Annotated in this window: 18 protein-coding genes and 1 pseudogene; 7 read left to right on the top strand and 12 right to left on the bottom strand. The window is 59.9% G+C overall.

The window, feature by feature from the left end; all coding sequences use genetic code 11:
- Positions 1 to 126: 126 nt before the first annotated feature.
- Entirely contained in the window at positions 127 to 1566 is a 1440-nt protein-coding gene (locus tag FO014_RS02190; RefSeq protein WP_160027459.1) for a DUF2867 domain-containing protein, read from the bottom strand.
- A gap of 166 nt (positions 1567 to 1732) precedes the next feature.
- Here FO014_RS02190 and FO014_RS02185 point away from each other — a divergent pair, with 166 nt between their 5' ends.
- Positions 1733 to 2077 carry a DUF1294 domain-containing protein gene (locus tag FO014_RS02185; RefSeq protein WP_160027457.1) on the top strand — a complete coding sequence of 115 codons (345 nt, stop codon included), beginning with the start codon at positions 1733 to 1735 and terminating at the stop codon, positions 2075 to 2077.
- Positions 2078 to 2097: 20 nt separating this feature from the next.
- Here the strand turns inward: FO014_RS02185 and ltaE are convergent, their stop codons facing one another.
- The 5 genes from ltaE to FO014_RS02160 all read right to left on the bottom strand — a co-directional run bounded on the left by ltaE (position 2098) and on the right by FO014_RS02160 (position 8809).
- Positions 2098 to 3114 carry a low-specificity L-threonine aldolase gene (ltaE, locus tag FO014_RS02180; RefSeq protein ID WP_160027455.1) on the bottom strand — a complete coding sequence of 339 codons (1017 nt, stop codon included), beginning with the start codon at positions 3112 to 3114 and terminating at the stop codon, positions 2098 to 2100.
- Between the two features lie 57 nt (positions 3115 to 3171).
- Positions 3172 to 4893 (bottom strand): ubiquinone-dependent pyruvate dehydrogenase, encoded by a 1722-nt coding sequence (poxB, locus tag FO014_RS02175; protein ID WP_160027453.1) that lies wholly within the window; start codon positions 4891 to 4893, stop codon positions 3172 to 3174.
- 148 nt (positions 4894 to 5041) lie between these two features.
- Positions 5042 to 6046, bottom strand: a complete 1005-nt coding sequence (hcr, locus tag FO014_RS02170; RefSeq protein ID WP_160027451.1) for an NADH oxidoreductase — start codon at positions 6044 to 6046, stop codon at positions 5042 to 5044.
- Positions 6047 to 6100: 54 nt separating this feature from the next.
- Positions 6101 to 7750, bottom strand: a complete 1650-nt coding sequence (gene hcp, locus FO014_RS02165) for a hydroxylamine reductase (RefSeq protein ID WP_160027449.1) — start codon at positions 7748 to 7750, stop codon at positions 6101 to 6103.
- Positions 7751 to 7912: 162 nt separating this feature from the next.
- The gene (locus FO014_RS02160) at positions 7913 to 8809 is read right to left on the bottom strand and encodes a LysO family transporter (protein WP_160027447.1); all 897 of its coding nucleotides are present in this window, start codon (positions 8807 to 8809) and stop codon (positions 7913 to 7915) included.
- A 187-nt stretch (positions 8810 to 8996) separates the two neighbouring features.
- Here FO014_RS02160 and FO014_RS02155 point away from each other — a divergent pair, with 187 nt between their 5' ends.
- Entirely contained in the window at positions 8997 to 10655 is a 1659-nt protein-coding gene (locus tag FO014_RS02155; protein WP_111737409.1) for an ATP-dependent endonuclease, read from the top strand.
- A gap of 21 nt (positions 10656 to 10676) precedes the next feature.
- Here FO014_RS02155 and FO014_RS02150 read toward each other — a convergent pair whose 3' ends face one another.
- Positions 10677 to 11627, bottom strand: coding sequence for a VirK/YbjX family protein (locus tag FO014_RS02150; RefSeq protein WP_160027445.1), 951 nt, complete (start codon positions 11625 to 11627; stop codon positions 10677 to 10679).
- 23 nt (positions 11628 to 11650) lie between these two features.
- Here FO014_RS02150 and FO014_RS02145 point away from each other — a divergent pair, with 23 nt between their 5' ends.
- From FO014_RS02145 to macB, 3 genes are all read left to right on the top strand, one after another.
- Positions 11651 to 13639 carry a tail fiber/spike domain-containing protein gene (locus FO014_RS02145; RefSeq protein WP_238404524.1) on the top strand — a complete coding sequence of 663 codons (1989 nt, stop codon included), beginning with the start codon at positions 11651 to 11653 and terminating at the stop codon, positions 13637 to 13639.
- A 221-nt stretch (positions 13640 to 13860) separates the two neighbouring features.
- Entirely contained in the window at positions 13861 to 14973 is a 1113-nt protein-coding gene (gene macA / locus FO014_RS02140) for a macrolide transporter subunit MacA (RefSeq protein WP_160027443.1), read from the top strand.
- Positions 14973 to 16919 (top strand): macrolide ABC transporter ATP-binding protein/permease MacB, encoded by a 1947-nt coding sequence (gene macB / locus FO014_RS02135; protein WP_105230503.1) that lies wholly within the window; start codon positions 14973 to 14975, stop codon positions 16917 to 16919. The genes macA and macB overlap by 1 nt, the downstream gene beginning before the upstream one ends.
- A gap of 77 nt (positions 16920 to 16996) precedes the next feature.
- On the opposite strand, the gene cspD is transcribed toward macB, so the two are convergent.
- The gene (gene cspD / locus FO014_RS02130; protein WP_015671737.1) at positions 16997 to 17218 is read right to left on the bottom strand and encodes a cold shock-like protein CspD; all 222 of its coding nucleotides are present in this window, start codon (positions 17216 to 17218) and stop codon (positions 16997 to 16999) included.
- A 335-nt stretch (positions 17219 to 17553) separates the two neighbouring features.
- On the opposite strand from cspD, the gene clpS reads away from it, so the two are divergent.
- Together clpS and clpA are read left to right on the top strand one after the other, a co-directional pair.
- Positions 17554 to 17874 (top strand): ATP-dependent Clp protease adapter ClpS, encoded by a 321-nt coding sequence (clpS, locus tag FO014_RS02125; RefSeq protein ID WP_105230504.1) that lies wholly within the window; start codon positions 17554 to 17556, stop codon positions 17872 to 17874.
- Positions 17875 to 17901: 27 nt separating this feature from the next.
- Positions 17902 to 20181: an ATP-dependent Clp protease ATP-binding subunit ClpA gene (gene clpA / locus FO014_RS02120; RefSeq protein WP_105230505.1), complete on the top strand. Its 2280-nt coding sequence runs from the start codon at positions 17902 to 17904 to the stop codon at positions 20179 to 20181.
- Between the two features lie 213 nt (positions 20182 to 20394).
- Here the strand turns inward: clpA and infA are convergent, their stop codons facing one another.
- From infA to cydD, 4 genes and pseudogenes are all read right to left on the bottom strand, one after another.
- Positions 20395 to 20613 carry a translation initiation factor IF-1 gene (gene infA / locus FO014_RS02115; protein WP_002211347.1) on the bottom strand — a complete coding sequence of 73 codons (219 nt, stop codon included), beginning with the start codon at positions 20611 to 20613 and terminating at the stop codon, positions 20395 to 20397.
- A gap of 126 nt (positions 20614 to 20739) precedes the next feature.
- Positions 20740 to 21444 carry a leucyl/phenylalanyl-tRNA--protein transferase gene (aat, locus tag FO014_RS02110; protein WP_160027441.1) on the bottom strand — a complete coding sequence of 235 codons (705 nt, stop codon included), beginning with the start codon at positions 21442 to 21444 and terminating at the stop codon, positions 20740 to 20742.
- Positions 21445 to 21463: 19 nt separating this feature from the next.
- Positions 21464 to 23201: pseudogene (gene cydC / locus FO014_RS02105) on the bottom strand (heme ABC transporter ATP-binding protein/permease CydC).
- 2 nt (positions 23202 to 23203) lie between these two features.
- Positions 23204 to 24970 carry a heme ABC transporter permease/ATP-binding protein CydD gene (gene cydD, locus FO014_RS02100; protein WP_160027437.1) on the bottom strand — a complete coding sequence of 589 codons (1767 nt, stop codon included), beginning with the start codon at positions 24968 to 24970 and terminating at the stop codon, positions 23204 to 23206.
- Between the last annotated feature and the right edge of the window lie 130 nt (positions 24971 to 25100).

Genomic DNA, 25100 nt, shown 5'->3' with positions numbered 1-25100 from the left:
CGCTGGCGGCGTATTGCCGTTTCCCAGCAAATAAGGTGCCATTCTTTCGTGATTTTGGGCGCTATGCAATCGGAAAGGGACGATCCACCGCGGTAAACTGTGCGGTCGATCGACAAATGAACAACGTTACGGCAAATTGTGGTCTTCCTGCTCCGCCAGCCGGACGATCCGTTTGGCCATGCCACGGAAAATAAACAGGTGGGCCGGCATCATGGCGAACCAGTAAAGCAAGCCGCTAAAGCCGGCCGGGTGCCACCAGGCGCGCACGTCGAGGGTGCGGCGGTTACCGTAATCCCTGATGCTGAACGTCAGCCGGCCAAGGCCGGGCGCCTTCATGCCGAACAGCAGGGAGAGCTGGCGTTCCGGCTGCAGAGCGATCACCTTCCAGCCGTCAATCATATCGCCGAGCTGCAGCGTCCGGCGCGGCGGGCGGCCATAGATCACTCCGTTGCCGAGCAGGTCGTCCATGCGCGCGCGGATTTGCCAGAGCGGGTTGGCGTAGAAGTAGCCCTCTTTGCCGCCCAGCTGCTGCACCACCTGCCAAAGGGCGGCCGCCGAGGCCTGCGTCTCCAGCGTATGGCCGGCCTGTTTCGGGTAAAAGCCGTACCCCGGCCGCCAGCGCGCCCGCGCGGCCGGATCGTAGCCCCAGTCGGCGCTGTCTGTTATTTCCGCTTCGCGCTGCAGGGTCTCTTTCACCGCTTCATCAAAGGTTTGCAGCGGCTGTGGGATCAATGCCTGCAGCGGCCGGCCGTCGGCGGGCAGATCGTGCTTTAGCCCCTGGATCAGCGCGCGGGCGATCGAGGTGGGCACCGAGGTGATCAGGCTGATGAACCAGACCGAGATAAGGCGCGTCGGCAGCGGGATCGGGATCAGCCAGCGTCTGCGGCCGCTGATGGCAATAAAACGTTTGAGCATGGTCTGATAGCTGATGTATTCCGGCCCCGCCGCGTCGAAAGTGCGGTGATCGTCGGCCGGGTGCCGCAGCAGTTCACTCAGATAGGTCAGCAGGTTCGGCAGGGCTATCGGGGAAGACTTTGAACGCACCCAGCGCGGCGGCGTCAGCAGCGGCAGGTTATAGACCATGTCGCGCATCACTTCGAACGCCGCTGAACCCGGCCCGACGATAATGCCGGCGCGCAGTTCAGTGACCGGAATGCCGCTCTGGCGCAGAATTTCTCCGGTAAGACGGCGGGCGATCAGGTGCGGCGAGCTGTCCTTCTGCGGCTGCAGCGCACCCAGGAAGATCACTTGCCTGACGCCGGACTGGCGCAGGGCGTCACGCAGGTTCTGCGCCGCCTGGCGCTCTTTTTCAATAAAGTCGCGGCCGTCGCCCATGCCGTGAACCAGATAGTAGAGCGTATCGATCTGCCACAGCGCCGGCGGCAGCGTGTCCGGCTGACAGACGTCGACGTACTGGCAGTGCACATGCGGCCAGTTTTGCGCCTGCAGCCATTCAAGACGACGGGCGGCGGCAATAACCTCATGCCCCTGCGCCGTCAGGTGGGGGATCAGGTTCTGCCCGATATAACCGCTGGCGCCAAGGACCAGAATACGTTGATGGCTCATCAGCACGACCTTATGCAGTGAAAGTAGGGAACGGTATCCTGAATGCTGTAGGTTATAGCATGCCAAAATTGGGCTATAAATGCACTTTTTGTAGGGATAAATGGCGTATTGCAACGACCCGTCGCAGGCGTCACACTACGCGCCGTTGCTTTAGCAGGAGTGAATCATGCGGCTTAATGCGGTGTGTTATGGTTTGTTGGCGTTAACCCTGGCGGTTAGCGCATTTCTTCCGCATCCCTGGTGGGCGGGGTTGTTGCTGCTGAATGGGCTGACGCTGGCGCTGTATGGCGCCGATAAGCTGGCGGCGATCAAAGCCTGGCAACGGGTGCCGGAAATCACGCTGCTGACGTTTGGCTTGATCGGCGGCTGGCCGGGGGCGCTGTGCGGCCAGCGGCTGTTCCGGCACAAGACGCAGAAACAGCCGTTTAAAACCTGGTTTATCGTCAGCGTCCTGCTCAACGTGGCGGCGTGCGGCGCGGTGTGGTACGCCGTATACGGCCGCTTCCTCTAACCCGCGAGGAGAAACTCGCCTCAGCCGTGCCGTTGTAAAAACTCGCGCCATAGCTCGACCATTTGCTGCAGATCCTGCCGGCTGACATCGAGGTGGGTGACAAGACGCGTCAGCGGCCCGCTGCCGATCAGCACGCCGCGCTCGCGCATCCACGGGCCGAGCTGCGCCGCCTGTTCGGCGGACTGACGGATATACAGTATGTTGGTCTGGGCGCCCGGTTCGACGATCGTGAGCCCGAGATCGCGCAGCTGCTGTTCCAGCCAGCGGGCGTTGTCGTGATCCTCCTGCAGCCGGGCGACGTTATTTTCTAACGCATAGCGGCCCGCCGCCGCCAGAATGCCGGCCTGACGCAGGCCGCCGCCGGTCATTTTGCGCCAGCGAATGGCGCGCTGAATAAATTCGGCGCTGCCGCACAGCAGCGATCCCACCGGCGCGCCGAGGCCTTTGGACAGGCAGAGGGTGAAGGTATCGCAGTATTGCACAATCTTGTGCAGCGGCACGTTGAGCGCCACCGCGGCGTTGAAAATGCGCGCGCCGTCGATATGCAGCGCCAGCCGCCGCTCGCGGCTGAACTGCCACGCCTGTTCCAGATAGGCGAGCGGCAGTACCTTACCGCTGATGGTGTTCTCCAGGCTGAGCAGCCGGCTGCGGGCAAAGTGAATATCGTCGGGTTTGATGGCGGCGGCAACGTTGTCCAGCGGCAGCGTGCCGTCGTCGTCGGCTTCGATCGGCTGCGGCTGAATGCCGCCCAGCACCGCCGCGCCGCCGGCTTCATATTTGTAGTTATGCGCCTGCTGGCCGACGAGGTATTCATCGCCGCGCTGGCAGTGGCTGAGCAGCGCCACCAGATTGGCCTGGGTGCCGCTGGGTAAAAACAGCGCCGCCTCTTTGCCGGCCAGCCGCGCCGCTTCATGTTGTAGCGCGTTGACCGTGGGGTCATCGCCGTAAACGTCGTCGCCGACTTCGGCACTGGCCATCGCCTGGCGCATGGCGGGCGTGGGTTGCGTGACGGTATCGCTGCGGAGATCGATCAGCATGAGTATCCTTGCAATGGTGAAGGGCGACGCAGCAGGCTGCGTCGCCGACAGGGCGGATTAACGCCGCCAGTTGGTTTTGGCCAGTTCGACCACTTCGTCGCCGCGGCCGTTAATGATGGCGCGCAGCATATACAGGCTGAACCCTTTGGCCTGTTCGAATTTGATCTGCGGCGGCATCGCCAGCTCCTGTTTGGCGGTCACCACGTCCAGCAGCGCCGGACCGGGGTGCGCCAGCATCTCCTGCAGAGCGCCATCCAGCTCTGAGGCTTTTTCAACCCGGAAGCCTTTAATGCCGGCCGCGTTGGCGATGGCGGCAAAATCAGGGTTATGCAGATCGGTGCCGTCGGTCAGGTAGCCGCCGGCTTTCATCTCCATCGCCACAAATCCCAGTACGCTGTTATTGAACACCACCACTTTGACCGGCAGCTGCAGCTGCGCCAGCGATAAGAAGTCGCCCATCAGCATGGTAAAGCCGCCGTCACCGCACAGCGCCACCACCTGTTTATCCGGCGCGGTGGCCTGAGCGCCGATGGCCTGCGGCATCGCGTTGGCCATGGAGCCGTGGTTAAACGAACCAAGCAACCGGCGTTTACCGTTCATCTGCAGGTAGCGGGCCGCCCAAACGGTAGGCGTGCCGACGTCACAGGTGAAAATGGCGTCGTCGTCGGCATGGCGGCTGATTTGCTGCGCCAGATACTGCGGGTGAATTGGCTGACTATCGTTGCAGGTTGCCAGGCTGTCGAGATCCTGACGCGCGGTGCGGTAGTGCTCCAGCGCCTTATTCAGGAATTTGGCGTCGTTCTTGGCCTCCAACTGCGGCAACAGGGCGGAAAGGGTGGTTTTTATATCGCCCACTAGCGCCATATTTACCGGGCAGTGCGCGCCGATGCTGCCGGGGTTGATATCCACCTGAATGATCGTGGCGTTGGTGGGATAAAAGGCACGGTAGGGGAACTGGGTGCCGAGCAGCACCAGCGTGTCGGCATTCATCATGGCGTGATAGCCGGAGGAGAAACCGATCAGACCGGTCATGCCGACGCTGTACGGGTTGTCCCACTCAATATGCTCTTTGCCGCGTAGCGCATGCACGATCGGCGCCTGCAGCAGTTCGGCCAGTTTCACCACTTCATCATGGGCGCCGGCGCAGCCGCTGCCGCACATCAGGGTAATATTTTTCGCTCCGTTCAGCGTTTCCGCCAGCCGGTTAAGCTCGCTCATCGGCGGCTGCACCAGCGGCAGCGCCGGGGTCTGCCAGACCACCTCGGCGTCTTCCGGCGCCATGCGCAGCGCCACGTCGCCGGGCAGAACCACCACCGATACGCCACGGTTAAGGATCGCCTTGCGCATGGCAATCTCCAGCACGCGCGGCAGCTGTTCCGGGTTGGAGACCAGCTCACAGTAGTGGCTGCACTCGCGGAACAGCTCCTGCGGATGGGTTTCCTGGAAGTAGCCGCTACCGATCTCGCTGGAAGGAATATGGGCGGCGATCGCCAGAACCGGCACGTGATTGCGGTGGCAGTCGAACAAGCCGTTGATCAGATGCAGGTTGCCCGGCCCGCAGGAGCCGGCGCACACCGCCAGCTGGCCGGTCAGCTGCGCCTCTGCGCCGGCGGCGAAGGCGGCCACTTCCTCGTGGCGAGTGCCCAGCCATTCAATCGTTCCCATGCGGTGCAGGCTGTCGCTCAGGCCGTTCAGCGAGTCGCCGGTGACGCCCCAAATGCGTTTGATGCCCGCCTGGTCCAGGGTTTTGGCAATCAATGTCGCTACGGTTTGCTTCATGGTTCCCCCCAGTGATGGTGGTATCCCCGGCGTTTAACGGCGGGGATATAAAAGGTCTTCTCAGCTTAGCAAGCTTCGGGGATTAAAATAGAACGGGATGAGGAATAGTTTTCGCCAATAAGTGCCCCGCGAAAAACGGGGCGCGGGATCAGGCGAGGGTGACGTCGCCGTGCAGTTGGCAGCTGCAGGCCAGTACGTAACCCTGGGCGATCTCTTCCGGCGTCAGCGTCATGGTGCTGCTGGTGGTGTAGTCGCCGTCGAGCACGCGGGTTTTGCAGGAGCCGCAGACGCCGGCACGGCAGGCGGCGGTTACCGGCAACCGATGGGATTCCAGCGCCGCCAGCAGCGTGCTGCCGACCGGTACGCGGAACTCACGCAGCGGCCGGCCGATGCGCAGCGCCAGCGTATTGTCCGCTTGCCCGGCGTTTTCCGCCGGCGTGTGAAACTGCTCTTTATGCAGGCGTGCGGGCGGTACGCCCAGCGCCAGGCACAGCTGTTCAACCTGCGCCATATAGGGGACCGGGCCGCAGGTCATCACCCGGCGTTCGGCGATATCTGGTACGTGCTGCCGCAGTACCGCGTCGCTGATGCGTCCGCTGAGAAAACCGGGCTGCGCACGGTGTTCGACCATCAGCGTCAGTTTCAGCGACGGGTGTGCGGCGCACAGCTGTCGCCACTGTTCGGCGAAGATCACCGCCTCCGGGCTGCGGACGCTGAAGATCACCTGCACATCGCACGCCGGGCGGTTCGCCGCCAGCCAGCGGCACATCGAGATAATCGGCGTGACGCCGCAGCCGGCGGCCAGCATTAAATAGCGTTCGGCGGGGTGCTGCACGCAGCTGAACTCGCCCTGCGCGTCGGACAGCCACAGGGTATTGCCGGGGCGTACTTCCTGCGTCAGCCAGCGCGAGCCGACGCCGTCCGGCAGGCAGCGGACGCTGATGCTGAGGAACGGGCTGAGCCCCGGTGAGGAAGAGAGGGTATAGGCGCGCAGGGTATCTTCGCTGTTGCGGATGCTTACCAGCGCGAACTGACCGGGCTGATAAGGGTAAAAATCGTGGCAGATCAGGTTCAGCGTCCAGACGTCGGCGGTTTCCTGCCGGATGGAATGCACCTGCATGCGGTTCGGACACAAAGGATGGGGTTGGGTCATAAGGCACCTCACTGCGGACGGGGCGTATTTTGCCGCCCCGCAAAAATGACGGAATCAGCCCAGAATGGCCTGCAGATCCTGTTGGACGGTGGTGATCGGACGCATACCGAATTTATCGTTGAGGATCGCCATCAGGTTGTCGGTCAGGAAGCCCGGCGCGGTCGGGCCGGTATAGATGTTTTTCACCCCCAGCGCCAGCAGCGTCAGCAGGATGACGATCGCTTTTTGCTCAAACCACGACAGCACCAGGCTGAGCGGTAGATCGTTGACGCCGCAGCCTAGTTTCTCAGCCAGTTTTACCGCCAGCATAATCGCTGAATAGGCGTCATTACACTGGCCGACGTCCAGCAGGCGCGGCAGGCCTTCCAGCGTGCCGAAATCCAGTTTGTTAAAGCGGTATTTGCCGCATGCCAGCGTCATAATCAGGCAGTCCTGCGGCACCGCGCGGGCGAAGTCGGTGTAGTAACTGCGTTCACCGCGGCTGCCGTCGCAGCCGCCGACCAGAAACACATGACGCAGTTTTTTGCGGCTGACCAGGTCGATCACCGTATCGGCGGCGTTGAGCAACGTCTGGCGGCCGAAGCCCACGGTGATCAGGTGCTCTATCTCGCTGTAGGGGAAGCCGGCCATGCTCTGCGCCTGGCGGATGATGGCGGAAAAGTCATCGCCGTCCAGGTGATGGACGCCCGGCCAGCCGACGATGCTGCGGGTCCAGATACGGTCGCCGTAATGGCCGACGTTCGGGTCGATAATACAGTTGGAGGTCATGACGATCGGGCCGGGGAATTTGGCGAACTCCACCTGCTGGTTTTGCCAGCCGCTGCCGTAGTTGCCGACCAGATGTTTGAATTTTTTCAGTTCCGGATAGCCGTGCGCCGGCAGCATTTCGCCGTGGGTATAGACGTTGACCCCCTGGCCTTCGGTCTGTTCCAGCAGCATGCGTAAGTCTTTCAAATCATGGCCGGAAATCAAAATTGCTTTACCGGCCACCGGACGCACGTTGACCGAGGTGGGCTGCGGATCGCCATACGCGTCGGTTTCCCCTCGGTCGAGGATCGCCATCACGCCGAAGTTCATGTGGCCGATGGCCATGGCATTGCTCAGCAGGGTGTCGACATCGCGCGGTTGGGTGCCCAACCAGGCCATCAGTCCGTGGTACTGGGCATAGATCGCGTCATCGTACTGGCCGAGAACGTGGGCGTGCTCCATATAGGCTGCAGCGCCTTTGAGCCCGTACAGGCACAGCATACGCAGGCCGTGCACGTCGTCCCCCACCTCGACCTTATCCTGATCGAGAGCAAACTGCGCCGCCTGTTGCAGCAGGCTGTCGATATCATCGCCGGCCAGCTGCAGCGCCGCCAGCGGATGGTCGACCGTGACCGACGGTTCCAGCAGACGGCAGCGCGCCGCCAGCGTATCGCGCAGCGCGATGGTCTCCCGCGCGTAGCCGATAATGCGCGCCGAGTCGAAGTTGACGTTGGTCAGTGTGGAAAAGAAAGCGCGCGGGGCGAAGCTGTCGATCTGGTGGTCGATAATGCCCAGCGCGCGCGCCTGCAGCGCCCAGGCGGACAGGCCCTGCAGCGCGGCGACCAGCAGATCCTGCAGATCGGAGGTTTCGGCGGTTTTGCCGCACATGCCCTGCGCATAGGCGCAGCCGTTGCCGGCCGGGGTTCGGATGGTTTGTTCACATTGCACACAAAACATAATCGCGTCCTTTTTAAAGTTGCATTTAAAATGCTTGTTTTGGAGCATAGATCGGCAACTGCCGGGGCAAAAGCGTTTTGTCGGAAAAGTGACGTAAGTTTGATTTAACGCAAAATCGCGTGCGGATGAGAACGATTCCGGGGGAAATGCCCCCGGAAACGGTTAGGAGAACAGGGCGATCAGTACCGGCGCCATCAGGCTCAGCAGGAAGCCGTGGACGATGGCCGGCGGTACTATCTCCAGGCCGCCGCTGCGCTGCAGCACCGGCAGGGTGAAATCCATCGAGGTGGCGCCGCACAGGCCCAGCGCCGTCGAGCGGCTGCGGCGGATAAGCGTGGGGATCAGCATAATTGCCACCAGTTCGCGCAGCAGATCGTTAAAGAAGGCGGTGCTGCCGAGTACCGGGCCGTAGGCGTCGCTGATCAAAATGGCGGACAGCGAATACCAGCCAAAGCCGGAGGCCACTGCCAACCCGGCTTTCACCGGCACCCCCAGCAGCCAGGCCGCCAGCGCACCGCCGGCCAGCGCGCTGATGGCCACGACCACGCCGACCAGCATGCCGCGGCGGTTAACAATGATCTGCCGCAGCGTCATACCGCTGTTGCGCAGCTGAATCCCCACCAGAAACAGCAGGAAAATCAGCGCGTACTCGCTGCCGGCGGTGGCGTAGTGCAGCCAGGGCCACTGCGTCAGGCCGAGCAGGAAGCCAATCAGTACTACGCCGCACAGTTGCAGCGACTCTAACGCCATATGCAGGCGTGAGGGCAGCTTCTCCTGTTTATGCGTGCTGCGCCACGGCAGTTTGCGCTCCAGTAGGTAAAGCACCAACGCGTTGGCGAGGAAGATGCAGAGGAAAAACGCGGCGGTGTATTGGAAGATCAGCAGCAGATTACTGCTGAGGTTTTCCAGAAACGCCAGACTGATGCCCATTAAAAACAGAATAACGTACACCATCCGGCTGAGCAGACGGTTGATGCTCTGGATAAGGCGATGGCTGTGCAGCGGGATAAGGTAGCCGGCGATCAGCGGCACCAGAATGATCAACAGTCCTGAATACATGACGACAAAATTTCCTTGCTCAAATCGCCACGGCAAGTGCCGTGCGACCGCAACAGGCTAATCAAAACCCTCTTCAGAGTAAAGTAGCAGATTTACGCGCGTTTGCTTGACCTGCGGGGGGATTGTTGACCATGCTCAGAGTCGTCATTCGACAGAGAGTGGCGAAGGTTCGCACGGGAGGCGACAGATGTACTTAGAACGCATTGAGATTGTAGGTTTCCGTGGCATTAATCGGCTGTCGCTGACGCTGGATGACAACACGCTGCTGCTCGGAGAAAACGCCTGGGGTAAATCCAGCCTGTTGGATGCGCTGACGCTGCTGCTGGCGCCGGAAGAGACGCTGTACCGCTTCGAAACGCATGACTTCCACTTCCCGCCCGGTGATGAAGCGGCCAAGGAGCGCTACCTGCAGATCATTTTTACGTTCTGTGAGAAGGACATCGGGCATGCCCATCTGCCGCGCTATCGCCATCTATCGCCGCTGTGGGTCAAGGCGGAGGATGGCCTGAGCCGCATCCATTATCGCTGCGAAGGGGAGATGACCGATGATGACACGGTGTGTACCTGGCGCAGCTTTCTGGATGCCGACGGCAACCCGCTGTTGCTGCATCATATCGACCGGCTGGTGCGCAGCATTATTCGTATTCACCCGGTGCTGCGGCTGCGCGATGCGCGCTTTATCCGGCGTTTACGCCCCAGCTCGCTCGGCGATCGGTTGCCTGCCGATAATGAGGCGCTGGCGCAGCAGCTTGACCAACTGACGCGTGAACTGGTGCGCAACCCGCAGAAACTGACCAATGGCGAGCTGCGTCAGGGGCTGGCGGCGATGCAGCAACTGCTGGAGCACTATTTTTCCGAGCAGGGTTCACACGTCGCCGGGCCGCGACGACAGCGCCGGCAGCAGGAGCAGCAGGCGTGGCGTTCGCTCGATAATATCAACCGCATGGTGGCCGAGCCGAACAGCCGCAGCATGCGGCTGATTTTGCTGGGCATGTTCTCGACGCTGCTGCAGGCCAAGGGGAATGTGAAGCTGGAACCTCATGCGCGCCCGCTGCTGCTGGTGGAGGATCCGGAAACCCGCCTGCATCCGATTATGCTGTCGGTCGCCTGGGGATTGCTGAATCAGCTGCCGCTGCAGCGCATCACTACCACCAACTCCAGCGAACTGGTATCGCTGGTGCCGGTGGTGCACGTCTGCCGGCTGGTGCGCGAGTCCGGCCGGGTGGCGACCTATCGCCTTGGGTCACGCGGTCTCGGGCCGGAAGACAGCCGGCGTATCGCCTTCCATATCCGGTTTAACCGTCCTTCTTCGCTGTTCGCCCGTTGCTGGCTGCTGGTGGAAGGGGAGACCGAAGTATGGCTGCTGAACGAGCTGGCGCGGCAGTGCGGGCATAATTTTCAGGCCGAGGGCGTCAGGGTGATTGAATTTGCCCAGTGCGGGTTAAAACCGCTGCTGAAGTTTGCCCGGCGGATGGGGATTGAGTGGCATGCGCTGGTGGATGGCGACGAGGCCGGCAAAAAGTACGCCAATACCGTGCGCAGCATGCTGGACAATCATGAGGATAATGAACGTGACCGTCTGACGGCGCTGCCGGCGGCGGACATGGAACACTTTATGTATAAAGAGGGATTCAGCCCGGTGTATCACCGGGTGGCCTCGGTGCCGGTTAACGCTCAGATGCCGATGCGCAAGGTGATCCTGAAAGCGGTGCACCGCGCCTCGAAGCCGGATCTGGCGATCGAAGTGGCGATGCAGGCGGGCGAGTGGGGCACCGACGCGGTGCCGGCGCTGCTGAAAAAAATGTTCTCACGGGTTATCTGGCTGGCGCGCGGCCGGGCCGACTAGCCGCGGCCGCCAGCCATGCTCTCACCGGGAAAAATGCGCGGCCAGCCCCTGTTCCAACGCGTCCAGCAGTTGATAGCGGCGGCGGTATTCCGCGCGTTTTTTGCTGGCGACCTCCTCCAGCGGTTTGCGGGCGATGCGTTCCGGCAGCAGGAAGTAGCCGCCGGGCAGCGGCCGGGCCGCCATCGACAGCCAGAACTGGTCATAATCGGCATGCAGCAGGTCGCGCTTTTTGTTTTTATAGCGCCAGTTCTGGTAAATATGACTGCCGTTGCCGACCGCCACCACTTGCTGAATCCCCAGATGGCGCGCCAGGTGGCACACCCCTTCCAGCACCAGCCGTTTGGGGAACAGGCCGTGGCAGGCTTTAGTCGCGTGCTGAATCTCGCTGTGCGGCACGTCAACGTTTGCCCCCTGCAGACCGCCGATAAACAGCGTACTCTTTTGCCGGAAATGCATCAGGGTGAAGGTGATTTCCGCCAGCATAACGCCCGCGGCGTTGCGCAGCAGCAGCGTAGTTTCTCCCTCCTTGTTCAGCTTATCGATCGCCGCCAGTTCCAGCGTCACCGTCTCGCCGTTTTTATCCGTCGCGCGGCTTAACACCAGCGGCCGTGTGCCCAGGTGCCCGTGCAGCATTTTCCCCGGCATGCGCTGGGCAATCAGATCGTAGTGGTCGCGCAGCGCAAACAGGCCGTCGAGTTTGCTCATATTGGCTGCCAGATACGGGCGGTGCAGTTTACACGGCAGGTTGGGTTGCGCGCGCAGGATGGTTTCCAGCAGCGGGTTGTCCGCCAGCGTGTTCATCAGCCCGCTGGTGGTCTGCCAGTTCAACAGAGAACGGCTGAGGAACTTCAGGCGAAACGAGGTTTTTCGCCAGCACTGGGCGGGCGCCATGCTGCCGCTTAGCAGGGCGGTGATTAACCGTTGGCCGTTCATCGGCTGGCTGACAACGAGCGGAAAGCTGAATTGTGACATGGTGAAGTCCTTGACGATATTGAATGGCGCTATTTCATCAAGGGGTGACTAAACGGCAGTTCAATATTGCCGGTGCGGTATTAGGAATATTCATTATGTTGAGCTGCGGTTTAACGATCGCTGTGTGCCAAGGCTCTGAATGCGATGTTGTTGTGTGGTTAATGGTAGGTTTCCATTTTGTATTAAATATTGCGGCGTCTGTTTACATTGTTATCTCACTCAACGCAGTAAGACAGGAACAATATATGGCAGAGCCAAAAGAGCTGAAACAAACACTGGTAAGTCGTGAAGACGCGATTCGTCGCGGCGGATATCTTCCCGTTGGTTATTTTAAAAATGGCTTTACCTTGGAGTCCGCTAATCAGGCGCTCTATTTGGAAAGCACGTTGGGATATGTTGTATGGCGGGGCGCGTTGCCGAAAGTGGTCGCTCCAAATACAACGCCGGAAGCAACGGGCGGTTTTGCCCCCGACGCCTGGGTCGAAGTGAGCGGCATGGCGTCGTCGTTCAAGCTTAATAATATGGTGCTGGTGGAAGATTTCTATCATCTGGTCACTGCCGATGGCGACTGGACGCAGGCGGCGCAGGCGGCATTGGCTTATGCCATCAATCATGATCTCAATAAAGTGTGGTCGTTCCAACAGTTGGCGTTTAAGTCGCCGTTGATTATTGATAACTGGACTCACGGCCTGGAAATGCGTTTTGCCTCGCTGGAAGCGCATGCAAGCTTCCCGGCTTATACGGACTGGAAAAATGCTACACCGCTGATCATGATTGGCAAGGAAGGCGGCTCGATGGTAGGTCTTGAGATCCATATCGGTTCTATAAATGGCAGGGCGCGTGCCAATGGTATTTCTATCCGTGGGAAAGGATGCGGCGGTTCACGACTCCATATTGGCAAGGCGATTGGCTGTAATATTGTTTATGACTGCAGCCAGCAAATACATGCGTCGGCGTCCAACTTTATTACCGGCGATTATTGGTATCAAGGCAATATGGGAGCTTATTTTGCCAAGGGAACATCCGGTGATTACCCCATTGCCGAAGGGCACAAGCTTTCTGTCGGGTTTATTACGCAGATGCGCTATGGTGGTTCGCTATGGCGTAATGGGGCGCAATATGGCCAGATTTCTGGCGATGCGGACTTCAACGGGCGTTTCCTCTGTGAAGTGACGTTATCCAGTCAATCGTTTAATGGTCTGACGCGCGGTGCGGAGATTACCAACGGCACGGCGACGGGCGAGGTTCTGGCTTTTTATGTGCCAACGGCCGGCGTCTATAAGGTGCTTATCATTGAAAAAAATGATGTTTCCGGTGGAAAAAGTGCTTTCGCTGCGGGTGATACATTAACTTCCGGCTCATGGCGCAGCGCTATTTCCGCAGTGCGTACCGCGCAGCAGGGTGAAAATTTCTACTTTGATATTATCCTGGACTTTTATGGCGCGCCTTTTGCCCGGCTTGATGTTGACTGCGGGTATATCGGCGGCCTGGTTGGTCATTCGCTGTATAGCTGCACCCTTAATTATAAGAACTCGTATAGCGTCGCGACAAATTCGGTGAACGGTGCACAGTGGCTGCATTCTGGTACTACGTTAACGTTGCGAGACAGCTACCTCAATAAAAACCTGTTTGATTGCACCTCGGCATTTATAGCCCCGGGTGAAGATTTATATCTGCGTAATTATCGGGCTTATGGTACGGACTTTGCCGCCACGTTTGCGCCGGGCCAGGCTCGCACCATTCGAACATTTAAATATATTGGCATCAACAATGCGCCTGGGGTAAAAGATATCTATGAAGTTCAGGTGTTTGGCCCCACCAACCTAAGTGGCGTCTGTTCAAGCTTTAAGGTGGCGGTGTCGTCAGCAGGTTTGGAGATTTTTGACAGTACGATCAAAGACAGTGCCCGATTAAAACTTATCTATGGTGACAAGGATGCGCCTATGGTTCTGCGAGCGCAGCAAGATTCGCCGCATACCTTCCCCCTCTATTTTACTTTTACGCGAAAATAAGACGTTTATCGCACTGAATCACGGCCGGGAGCGATCCCGGCCGTCTTTTTTTCGCGTCGGGAATATGTGATTTGATCGCGGATAATCGGTTATAGTGCGCGTTAATTGACTAAAGAGCGCGCGTAACGGCGGGATGAAATACCGGGATCGTGGGAATTTGTCCGCTGAAGCGTTCACAATGCGCGATCATCTCCGGTAAAAACAAAAGGATATACCACTTTATGAAGTTTATGGGACGTCTACGACGCAGGACGATCGTCATCGTGGGACTGGTGGTTATCGCCGTGGCGGCATTCTGGTTTTTCCGTCAGCCGGCAGCGGTGGACTATAAAACGGTGAAGGTGGCCAAGCGCGACCTGCAGCAAAACGTACTGGCGACCGGTCAGCTGGATGCGGTACGCAAAGTTGACGTCGGCGCGCAGGTCAGCGGCCAGTTGGAAAGCCTGACGGTTGAAATTGGCGATAAAGTGAAGAAGGGCCAGCTGCTGGGGGTGATCGATCCGCAGCAGGCGCAAAACAGCATCCGCGAAAGCGAGGCGATGCTGCGCGAACTGCATGCCCAGCTGCAGCAGGCGCAGGCCGAGCAGCATCTGGCGGCGGTCACCCTGCAGCGCAATCGCGCGCTGTCGCGTGTGCAGGCGGTATCGCGTCAGGATTTGGATAAATACACCAGCGAACTGGCGGTGAAAAAGGCGCAGGTGGAGAGTATCAAGGCGCAAATCGCCCGTAATCAGGCCAGCCTGGATACGGCCAAAATCAACCTGGCCTACACCCGCATCGAAGCGCCGATGGACGGTGACGTGGTGCAGATCACCACCCTGCAGGGGCAAACGGTGATTGCGGCGCAGCAGGCGCCGAACATTCTGACGCTGGCCGATCTCAGCACCATGCTGGTGAAGGCGCAGGTGTCCGAAGCCGACGTTATTCACCTGAAGCCGGGGCAAAAGGCCTGGTTTACCGTGTTGGGCGACCCGAACAAACGCTTTGACGGTGTGCTGAAAGACATTCAGCCGACGCCGGAGAAGGTCAACAACGCCATCTTCTACTATGCCCGTTTTGAGGTGCCGAACCCGCAGGGGCTGTTGCGTCTGCAGATGACCGCACAGGTGCACATTCAGTTGGGCGGCATCAGCCAGGCGATGGCGATCCCGCTGGCGGCGCTGGGCGAGCAAATTGCCGATAACCGCTATTATGTGGCGGTGCTGAAGCAGGGCAAGGAAGAGAAGCGCGAAGTGACCATCGGCATGCGTAATAATATAGACGTGCAGATTATCAAAGGGCTTGGGGTCGGCGACGAGGTTATCGTTAACCGCGGCGGCGCGGAGGCCAACTGATGGCAACGCTGCTTGAGCTGAGCGGTATCTGCCGCAGCTATCAGTCTGGCGAACAGACCGTCGAGGTGCTGAAGAACGTGACGCTGAGCATCGACGCCGGCGAAATGGTGGCGATTATCGGCGCTTCCGGCTCCGGCAAATCGACGCTGATGAACATTCTCGGCTGTCTCGATAAGCCGAGCGCCGGCACGTACCGCGTGGCGGGGCAGGATGTGGCCACGTTGAACGGTGATGCCTTGGCGGCGCTGCGGCGTGAACATTTCGGCTTTATCTTCCAGCGCTACCATCTGCTGCCGCATCTGAGCGCCTCGCACAATGTCGAGGTGCCGGCGGTGTATGCCGGGCTGGGCAAAGCGGCACGGCGCGAACGCGCCACGGCGCTGTTGCAGCGGCTGGGATTGGGGGAGCGCGTCGCGTACCAGCCGAGCCAGCTGTCCGGCGGGCAGCAGCAGCGCGTCAGTATCGCCCGGGCGCTGATGAACGGCGGCCAGGTGATTTTGGCGGATGAGCCGACCGGGGCGCTGGACAGCCACTCCGGCGAAGAGGTGATGGCGATCCTCAAGCAGCTGCGCGAGCAGGGGCATACGGTGATTATCGTCACGCACGATCCGACGGTGGCGCAGCAGGCGGAGCGGATCATTGAAATTCGCGACGGCGAGATCATTAACGACTCCCGGCCGGCAGGCATGCCGAATCCGCAGGCCAAGTCATTGGATCTGGCGACGCCGGCGCCCTCCTGGCAGCAGGCGAGCGGACGTTTTCGCGAAGCGCTGGTGATGGCCTGGCGTGCGATGGCGGCGAATAAAATGCGCACCATGCTGACCATGCTGGGGATTATCATCGGCATCGCCTCGGTGGTCTCCATTCTGGTGATCGGCGACGCTGCCAAACAGATGGTGCTGGCGGATATCAAATCGATCGGCACTAATACGGTCGATATCTATCCGGGCAAAGATTTTGGCGATGACGATCCGGCCTATCGCCAGTCGTTGAAGTATGACGATCTCGATGCGCTGCGTGAACAGCCGTACGTCGGCGCGCTGTCACCGACCATCGGCAGCAGCATGCGGCTGCGCATGGGCAATGTGGATGCGGCGGCGAATGTGACCGGCATCAGCGAACAGTTTTTCCGCGTCTACGGTATGACATTCAACCAGGGGAGCGGCATCGACCAGCTGCAGGTGCAGTCGCAGGCGCAGGTGGTGGTGATCGACGCCAATACCAAGCGCCGTCTGTTCCCGCATCAGAAAGAGGTGGTCGGCGAGGTGATTCTGGTCGGCAATATGCCGGCAACGGTGGTGGGCGTCGCCCAGGAGAAGCAGTCGATGTTCGGCAGCAGCAAAACCCTGAGCGTCTGGGTGCCGTACAGCACCATGGCCAACCGGCTGATGGGCAATGCCTATTTTGATTCGATCACCGTACGCATCCGCGACGGCTACAACAGCCAGGAGGCGGAGCAGCAGCTGACGCGCCTGCTGACGCTGCGCCACGGCAAGAAAGACTTCTTTACCTACAACATGGACAGCCTGGTGCAGACCGCAGAGAAAACCACCCGCACCCTGCAGCTGTTCCTGACGTTGGTGGCGGTGATTTCGCTGGTGGTCGGCGGTATCGGGGTGATGAATATCATGCTGGTGTCGGTCACCGAGCGTACGCGTGAAATCGGCATCCGCATGGCAGTCGGCGCGCGTTCCGGCGACGTGCTGCAGCAGTTTCTGATTGAAGCGGTGCTGGTGTGTCTGGTGGGCGGTGCGCTGGGCATCGGCCTGTCGTTCGCCATCGGCCTGCTGGTGCAGCTGGTATTGCCGGGCTGGCAGATAAGCTTCCCGCCGGCGGCGCTGCTCAGCGCGTTTATCTGTTCCACCGGTATCGGCGTAGTGTTCGGCTATCTGCCGGCGCGCAATGCCGCCCGTCTTAACCCGATTGATGCGCTGGCGCGAGAATAAGGGCCGTCCGGCGGTGATGAAAAATGCCAGTCACCGATGTGGCTGGCATTTTGGTAGGGCGGCGGCGTGCGCCGCCTTCAGGTTACCGCTTCGCTTTCCAGCGGCTCAATCAGGCTGGCGTGGTTGCCCTTCGGGCCTTGATGCACGTCGAATCTGACCTGTTGACCGGCTTTCAGCGTCCGGTAACCATCCATTTTGATCGTCGAATAATGAGCGAAAATATCCTCGCCACCGCCTTCCGGACAGATAAAGCCGAAACCTTTGGCGTTATTGAACCATTTAACAGTACCCGTCTCCATGTTTCTACATCCCTCGCAACGCTATTTTAAGTGAGATGAATAACTGATTTTCAGATGAGCCAAAAAGTGGTTAAAAGACCAGCAGCTCACGAAATTACACTCTAGAACATCTGATCATCACGTCAAGCGATCGGCTTTTGACAGGGGGCGGCAGTTCCTCAAAGTTTGAAGCAGGTAACGCTATTGCCATGCAATCGACGTCGATCGCCGCCGTTTTTATCGGCGCTTTCCCTGCGGCGAAGAGAGGGCGAAGATGATAAAATAGTAGAGATCCCCGTTTGAATAACCTGAATGCGCCCCCATATCTTGGGGTAGACAAGAGAAGATGAGCAGCGATGGGCAATAGCAACGATTGGCTGAATTTTGAACACTTGGCCGAAGAAAAACAAATCGATGCGGTAAAACCGCCGTCAATGTATAAAGTTATACTTAACAACGACGATTACACTCCGATGGAATTTGTGATTGACGTTCTGCAAAAGTTCTTTTCTTATGATATTGAACGCGCAACGCAACTGATGCTTACGGTGCACTATCAAGGCAAGGCGATCTGCGGTGTGTTTACCGCCGAGGTGGCGGAGACCAAGGTCGCTCATGTGAACCGTTACGCGAGGGAGAACGAGCATCCGTTGCTTTGTACGCTGGAAAAAGCCTGATTAAGGCAATCTATTGGGGAGGTGCTTATGCTCAATCAAGAACTGGAACTCAGTCTCAACATGGCTTTCGCCAGAGCGCGTGAGCACAGACACGAGTTTATGACCGTGGAGCACCTGTTGCTGGCGTTACTGAGCAACCCTGCCGCGCGAGAAGCGCTTGAGGCATGTACGGTGGATCTGGCGGCGTTGCGCCAGGAGCTGGAAGCCTTTATCGAACAAACCACGCCGACGCTGCCGGCCAGCGAAGAAGAGCGCGACACCCAGCCGACGCTCAGCTTCCAGCGCGTGCTGCAGCGTGCGGTATTCCATGTGCAATCCTCCGGCCGTAGTGAAGTATCCGGCGCCAACGTGCTGGTGGCGATTTTCAGCGAACAGGAGTCGCAGGCGGCCTATCTGCTGCGCAAGCATGACGTCAGCCGTCTGGACGTGGTGAACTTTATTTCGCACGGTACGCGTAAAGACGAGCCGGGCCAGGCGCCGAACAACGCGGAGAACCCGATCAACGAAGAGCAGTCCGGAGGGGAAGACCGTATGGAAAACTTCACCACCAACCTCAATCAGCTGGCTCGGGTAGGCGGCATCGATCCGCTGGTCGGCCGCGACCGCGAACTGGAACGCGCGATTCAGGTACTGTGCCGCCGCCGCAAGAACAACCCGCTGCTGGTGGGGGAGTCGGGCGTGGGTAAAACCGCGATTGCCGAAGGGCTGGCGTGGCGTATCGTTCAGGGCGACGTGCCGGAAGTGATGGCGGACTGCACCCTGTATTCACTGGATATCGGCTCGCTGCTGGCGGGCACCAAATACCGCGGCGACTTCGAGAAGCGCTTCAAGGCGCTGCTCAAACAGCTGGAGCAGGATCAGAACAGCATCCTGTTTATCGATGAGATCCACACCATCATCGGCGCCGGTGCAGCCTCCGGCGGGCAGGTGGATGCCGCCAACCTGATCAAACCGCTGCTGTCGAGCGGCAAGATCCGGGTGATCGGATCCACCACCTATCAGGAGTTCAGCAATATCTTTGAGAAGGATCGCGCGCTGGCGCGGCGCTTCCAGAAGATCGATATTACCGAACCGACGCCGGAAGAGACCGTGCAGATTATCAACGGTCTGAAAACCAAATACGAAGCGCATCACGATGTGCGCTATACCGCCAAAGCGGTGCGTGCGGCGGTGGAGCTGTCGGTGAAATACATCAACGACCGTCATCTGCCGGACAAGGCGATCGACGTGATTGATGAAGCCGGCGCGCGCAGCCGTCTGATGCCGGTCAGCAAGCGCAAGAAAACCGTCAACGTGGCGGATATTGAATCCGTGGTGGCGCGCATTGCGCGCATTCCGGAGAAAACCGTCTCGGCGAGCGACCGCGACGTGCTGAAAAACCTGGGCGACCGCCTGAAGATGCTGGTGTTCGGTCAGGATCCGGCTATCGAAGCGCTGACCGAAGCGATCAAAATGAGCCGCGCCGGTCTGGGGCATGAGCGTAAGCCCGTCGGTTCCTTCCTGTTCGCCGGCCCGACCGGCGTCGGTAAAACCGAGGTGACGGTACAGCTGGCGAAGGCGCTGGATATCGAGCTGCTGCGCTTTGATATGTCCGAGTATATGGAACGTCATACCGTCAGCCGCCTGATTGGCGCGCCTCCGGGCTATGTCGGCTACGATCAGGGCGGCCTGCTGACCGATGCGGTGATTAAGCATCCGCATGCAGTGGTGCTGCTCGATGAGATCGAGAAGGCACACCCGGACGTGTTCAACCTGCTGCTGCAGGTGATGGATAACGGTACGCTGACCGATAACAACGGTCGTAAGGCCGACTTCCGCAACGTGATCCTGGTGATGACCACCAACGCCGGGGTGCGCGAGACGGAACGTAAATCCATTGGCCTGATTGAGCAGGACAACAGCACCGATGCGATGGAAGAGATCAAGAAAGTGTTTACGCCGGAATTCCGTAACCGTCTGGACAACATTATCTGGTTCAACCATCTGTCAACGGCGGTGATCCAGCAGGTGGTCGACAAGTTTATTGTCGAACTGCAGGCGCAGCTGGACGCCAAAGGCGTTTCGCTGGAGGTCAGCGATGAAGCGCGCGACTGGCTGTCGGTGAAAGGCTATGACCGTGCGATGGGCGCGCGTCCGATGGCGCGCGTGATGCAGGAAAACCTGAAGAAACCGCTGGCGAATGAGCTGCTGTTCGGTTCTCTGGTGGATGGTGGTTCAGTGAAGGTTGAGCTGGATCCGGATACCCAGCAGCTGACCTATCACTTCCTCAGCGCCCAGAAGCGTAAAGCGGATGAAGGCGTGCATTAATCCGGCAACGGTATGATGCGGTAATAAAAAAAGCGATGCTTCGGCATCGCTTTTTTATGCGCCGGACTGCGCGCAATGAATATGAGTGAGCCCTCTCAGTTTACCTACGCACTTGCAACTCAGTGCTGAACGCTGCGGCGGGGGTAAACGGAAAGGGCTCAGGGCGGGATTTACATCCTCAGCGTCGCCACGGACTGGCGACCGGTCAGCCGATTAACGGCTACGGAAGACAATGCGGCCTTTGCTCAGGTCGTACGGGGTCAGCTCTACAGTGACTTTGTCGCCCGTCAGGATGCGGATATAGTTTTTACGCATTTTACCGGAGATATGAGCGGTAACCACGTGCCCGTTTTCCAATTCAACGCGGAACATGGTGTTCGGCAGCGTATCAAGAACGGTGCCTTGCATTTCAATATTGTCTTCTTTGGCCATCGAATCCTCTAGGTGTAACTACCTTAGTTTTTAACCGGCAAGATAATGCCGAAAAACCCACATTATGTAAAGATGTGTCGGTGAACAATGCACCGTTTCCGCAAATTAGTTTGTCGGTGAGGACGGTTAAACCTGCTGTGGGGGTATCACTTGCGCCGCCCAGCACTCTGCCGCCAACGGTCGGCGCTGAAGCTCGCTGAGCTGCTGTAAAAAACTGCGCCGGGAAATTTCCCTCGCGCCAAGCGAGGCAGTGTGCGCGTTCAACACCTGACAGTCAATCAATTCCCCGCCAAAAGCGGCAAAATGACGGCAAAACGCCATCAGCGCGCATTTTGAGGCGTTGGTGACGCGGCTGAACATTGACTCGCCGCAGAACAGCGCGCCCTGAGCGACGCCATACATGCCGCCGACCAGTGCGTCATCTTGCCAAACCTCGACCGAATGGGCGTAGCCCAGACGGTGCAGATGCAGATAGGCGCGCTGTACCTCCGGGCCGATCCAGGTGCCGTCCTGCGGCCGTTCGGCGCAGGCGGCAATCACCGCGGCGAAGTCATGGTTCAGCGTAATGCGGAACGGGTTGGCGCGCAGGAAGCGTTTGAAGCTGCGGCTGATATGGCGCTCGGCCGGGTATAACACCGCGCGCGGATCCGGCGACCACCACAAGATCGCCTCGCCCGGCGAATACCAGGGGAAAATGCCGCGCTGGTAAGCGGCCAGCAGGCGTGGCGCGCTCAGATCGCCGCCAATCGCCAGCAGGCCGTTAGGATCGCGCAGCGCGCCCTCCGCTGAAGGGAAGGCGACGGAGTGCGGCGACAGTTTCACTATGCGCATATCACCTCTTAGCGTCGCGTTACAGCGAGACGTTGCTGATACGTTGGCGGAACTGGGCATAGCCGCCCGCGCTGGCGCAGTAGCGTGGCGTGATCGCCTTGTTCGACGATACGGCCGCCGTCCATCACGCAGATGCGGTCCATATGCTCCAGGCCGTACAGGCGGTGGGTCACCAGGATCAGCGTTTTGCCCTGACAGTGCTGACGCAGCAGCGCCAGAATCTGTTGTTCGGTCTCAGCGTCCAGCCCTTCGGTTGGTTCATCCAGCAGCCACAGCGGTGCTGAATGCAACAGCGCGCGGGCGATGCCCAGACGCCGCTGTTCACCGCCGGACAGCTGACGGCCGCCTTCGCTGAGCCAGGCGTTCAGCCCTTCGTTTTCCAGCAGTTTGTCCAGCCCGACCTGGCTCAGCGCCTGTTGCAGAGTTTCGTCGTCCGCCTCCGGCGCCGCCAGCCGCAGGTTTTCACGCAGCGTGTCGCTGAAGACATGCACCCGCTGGCTCACCACCGTGGTCATGGCGCGCAGCGTACTTTCATCGTAGCGGGCTAACGGCTGGCCGTTGAGCAGAATATCGCCGCCGTCGGCGTCCCAGGCACGCGTCAGCAGCTGCAGCAGCGTGGACTTGCCGCAGCCGGTGCGTCCCAGCAGGGCGATATGCTCCCCGGCGGCGACCTCCAGTTCAACATTCTGCAGTACCGGCTGCGGTTGCCCCGGATAGGTAAAATCAATGTGGCGCAGCTGCAGCGTCGCGCTGGCCGCTGTTGCAGGGCCGGCTACGGGGAAATCGACGGTGGGCTGCTGTTCGATCAGCTGTTTTACCCGGGTGGCGGAGGCGATCACCTGGCCGAGATGCTGAAAAGCGGCGGCAACCGGCATCAGCGCTTCAAACGAGGCCAGTCCGGCGAATACGAACAGCGCGATCAACGCTCCGGGCTGGCTATTGCCGCCGACGCCGGCGGCGGTCAGCCAGAGCAGCAGCGTCACCGTCAGTCCGCCGGCTAAAATCATCAGCGCCTGCGCCATACCGCCTAATGACGCCTGTTGCCACTGGCGGCGCTGCCAGCGCTGTTCAACCTGATCGAGCGCGTGGCGGAAATCGTTTACGGCGCCGAACACCACCAGCTCGGCCTGGCCCTGCAGCCAGGCGGTCAGCCCGGTGCGGTATTGGCTGCGCAGGACGGTCAGTTCGCTGCCGATCGGTTTGCCGGCGGAGTAAAACAGCGGCGGCACCAGCAGCAGCAATAACAGCAGAATGCCGCCGAGGATCAGCGCCAGCGTCTGGTCGACAAAGCTCAGGCCAAAGGTGACGACCACGATCACCACGGCCGCGCTGATCAGCGGTGACATTACCCGCAGGTACAGATGGTCCAGCGTATCAACGTCGGCCACCAGCCGGTTTAACACCTCGGCCTGACGGAAGCGGGCGATGCCGCCGGGCGATAGCGGCAGAATCTTGCTGAAGGTGAAGACCCGCAGGTGCGCCAGCACCCGGAAGGTGGCGTCGTGGCTGACCACGCGCTCGGCGTAGCGGCCGGCGGTGCGGAAGATCGCCGCGCCGCGTACGCCGGCGGCAGGCAGCATATAGTTAAAGGTGAGCAGTCCCGCCAGCCCGGCCAGCGACGAGGCGGCGAGGAACCAGCCGGACAGGGTCAGCAGGCCGATGCTGGCCAGCAGAGTGATAATCGCCAGCACGATGCCCAGCGCAATCAGGAACCCATGGCGGCGGTATAGCGCCAGAAACGGCAGTAAAACGCGCATGATTATAGCTCCCCGCTGCGGTGTGCGATTAAGGTGGCGAACAGCCCCGGCTGGGCGCTCAGGCTGGCGTAGTCGCCCTGTTGAACGATCTTTCCGTTATCCATGACCCAAATCTGGTCGAAATCCTCGGTATCTTCCAGCTGGTGGGTGACCAGCAGGGTAGTTTGGCGCCGTGACGCGGCATCCAGCGCCTGCATCACCAGACGCTCGCTGTGGGCGTCCAGGCTGGCGGCCGGCTCATCCAGCAGCAGCAGCCGACGCGGGCTGATTAACGCGCGGGCGACGGCCACCCGCTGCGCCTGGCCGACCGATAGGCGGGCGGCGCTGTCGCCAAGCTCCGTCTGCAGCCCCTGTGGCAACTGCGGCAAGAACTCGCTGACGTAAGCCTGTTCCACCGCCTGCAGTAATTGCGGTTCATCGGCCTGCGGATTGCCGAGCAGAATATTGTCGCGCAGCGTTTGCGCCGGCAGATGCGGGTTTTGCCCGACCCAGCCCAGCTGTTGCCGCCAGTTTTCAGCGTTCAGTTCGCGCAGTTCGTTGCCGTTTACCGTCAGGGAGCCGCGGTAGGGCAGGAACCCCAGCAGCAAATTCAGCAACGAACTTTTGCCCGCGCCGCTGAGGCCTACCAGCGCGATGCGCTGATTGGCGGGCAGGGTGAAGGTCAGCGGCCCTGCCAGTACGACGCCCTGCGGCGACAGAATTTCCAACCGATCGGCGGCCAGCGTGAGCGGGATTGCATCGTCCAGCGTCAGTGTGCCCTGACCGATCTGTTCGCCTTCTGCATTGAGGAAGGTTTCCAACGCCTCTGCGGCGCCGACCGCCTGCGCCTTGGCGTGGTAAAACGCGCCCAGATCGCGCAGCGGCTGGAAAAATTCCGGCGCGAGCACCAGCACCAAAAAGCCGGAAAACAGCGTCACGCCGAGGCCGTAACTGCCGAAGTTCAGATCCCCCAGATAAGAGAAGCCAAAATAGACTGCGACCACGGCGATTGACAGGGAGGCGAAAAATTCCAGTACCGCAGAGGAGAGAAACGCCATGCGCAGCACTTCCATGGTGCGGCGGCGGAAGTCTTCGGAGGAGCGGGCGATCTGCGCGGTTTCCGCCTGCCCGCGGTGGAACAGGCGCAGGGTGTCCAGCCCGCGCAGCCGGTCAAGGAAGCTGCCGCTCAAGCGCGCTAGCGCGACAAAGTTACGGCGGTTGGCATCGGCGGCGCCCATGCCGACCAGCGCCATAAACAGCGGGATTAACGGCGCGGTCGCCAGCAGGATCAGCCCGGCGGCCCAGTTAATCGGAAAAACGGCGATCAGGATCAGCAGCGGGATAAACACCGCCAGATACATTTGCGGCAGGTAGCGCGAGTAATAATCCTGCATATCTTCAATCTGTTCGACGATTATCGTCGCCCAACTGCCGGCCGGTTTACCCTGCACCCAGGCCGGGCCAAGCTGTTGCAGTTTGTCCAGCACCTGCCGGCGTATTTCCCGCCGCAGCACCTGGCCGCCAATAAAACCCACCCGTTCCCGCAGCCAGCTGAGCAGCGCGCGCAGGACAAAAGCGGCGGCCAGCCAGATAAATGATGAGGTCAGCTGTTCGCGGGGCGTATGGTCGATGATTAAGGCATGGAGCAGTGAAGCCAGCAGCCAGGCCTGCGCTACGATTAACAGGCCGCTGCACAACCCCAGCAGCATGGAAAGGCGCAACCACCGCTTGGCCAGCGTGCTTTGCGTTTTAAGCCATTGGGTCAACTGGTGCTGTCTGGTTTTTTTCATTGGGAGTATCTGCGTCGCCGACGCCTGTTGGTACAGGCCAGGTTAACATGCTGTTAAAAAAGTGTTTTCTTCAACGTTGAAGGACACAAGTGAAGCTCAATGTTACCTCGTCACCGTGCAGGCTGAAAAG

The sequence above is a fragment of the Serratia rhizosphaerae genome (assembly GCF_009817885.1).
Classification (GTDB): Bacteria; Pseudomonadota; Gammaproteobacteria; order Enterobacterales; family Enterobacteriaceae; genus Serratia_B; species Serratia_B rhizosphaerae.
The sequence above is the reverse complement of the archived record's forward strand: the minus strand, read 5'-3'. Positions and strand labels throughout refer to the sequence as shown.

Coding starts and splice junctions, on each gene's coding strand:
- infA (WP_002211347.1), bottom strand. CDS start 20,613: ATGGCCAAAGAAGACAATATTGAAATGCAAGGCACCGTTCTTGATACG.
- FO014_RS02160 (WP_160027447.1), bottom strand. CDS start 8,809: ATGTATTCAGGACTGTTGATCATTCTGGTGCCGCTGATCGCCGGCTAC.
- cspD (WP_015671737.1), bottom strand. CDS start 17,218: ATGGAGACGGGTACTGTTAAATGGTTCAATAACGCCAAAGGTTTCGGC.
- macA (WP_160027443.1), top strand. CDS start 13,861: ATGAAGTTTATGGGACGTCTACGACGCAGGACGATCGTCATCGTGGGA.
- clpS (WP_105230504.1), top strand. CDS start 17,554: ATGGGCAATAGCAACGATTGGCTGAATTTTGAACACTTGGCCGAAGAA.
- FO014_RS02185 (WP_160027457.1), top strand. CDS start 1,733: ATGCGGCTTAATGCGGTGTGTTATGGTTTGTTGGCGTTAACCCTGGCG.
- hcp (WP_160027449.1), bottom strand. CDS start 7,750: ATGTTTTGTGTGCAATGTGAACAAACCATCCGAACCCCGGCCGGCAAC.
- clpA (WP_105230505.1), top strand. CDS start 17,902: ATGCTCAATCAAGAACTGGAACTCAGTCTCAACATGGCTTTCGCCAGA.
- poxB (WP_160027453.1), bottom strand. CDS start 4,893: ATGAAGCAAACCGTAGCGACATTGATTGCCAAAACCCTGGACCAGGCG.
- cydD (WP_160027437.1), bottom strand. CDS start 24,970: ATGAAAAAAACCAGACAGCACCAGTTGACCCAATGGCTTAAAACGCAA.
- FO014_RS02155 (WP_111737409.1), top strand. CDS start 8,997: ATGTACTTAGAACGCATTGAGATTGTAGGTTTCCGTGGCATTAATCGG.
- ltaE (WP_160027455.1), bottom strand. CDS start 3,114: ATGCTGATCGATCTCCGCAGCGATACCGTCACGCAACCCACGCCCGCC.
- FO014_RS02190 (WP_160027459.1), bottom strand. CDS start 1,566: ATGAGCCATCAACGTATTCTGGTCCTTGGCGCCAGCGGTTATATCGGG.
- FO014_RS02150 (WP_160027445.1), bottom strand. CDS start 11,627: ATGTCACAATTCAGCTTTCCGCTCGTTGTCAGCCAGCCGATGAACGGC.
- macB (WP_105230503.1), top strand. CDS start 14,973: ATGGCAACGCTGCTTGAGCTGAGCGGTATCTGCCGCAGCTATCAGTCT.
- hcr (WP_160027451.1), bottom strand. CDS start 6,046: ATGACCCAACCCCATCCTTTGTGTCCGAACCGCATGCAGGTGCATTCC.
- FO014_RS02145 (WP_238404524.1), top strand. CDS start 11,651: ATGGCGCTATTTCATCAAGGGGTGACTAAACGGCAGTTCAATATTGCC.
- aat (WP_160027441.1), bottom strand. CDS start 21,444: ATGCGCATAGTGAAACTGTCGCCGCACTCCGTCGCCTTCCCTTCAGCG.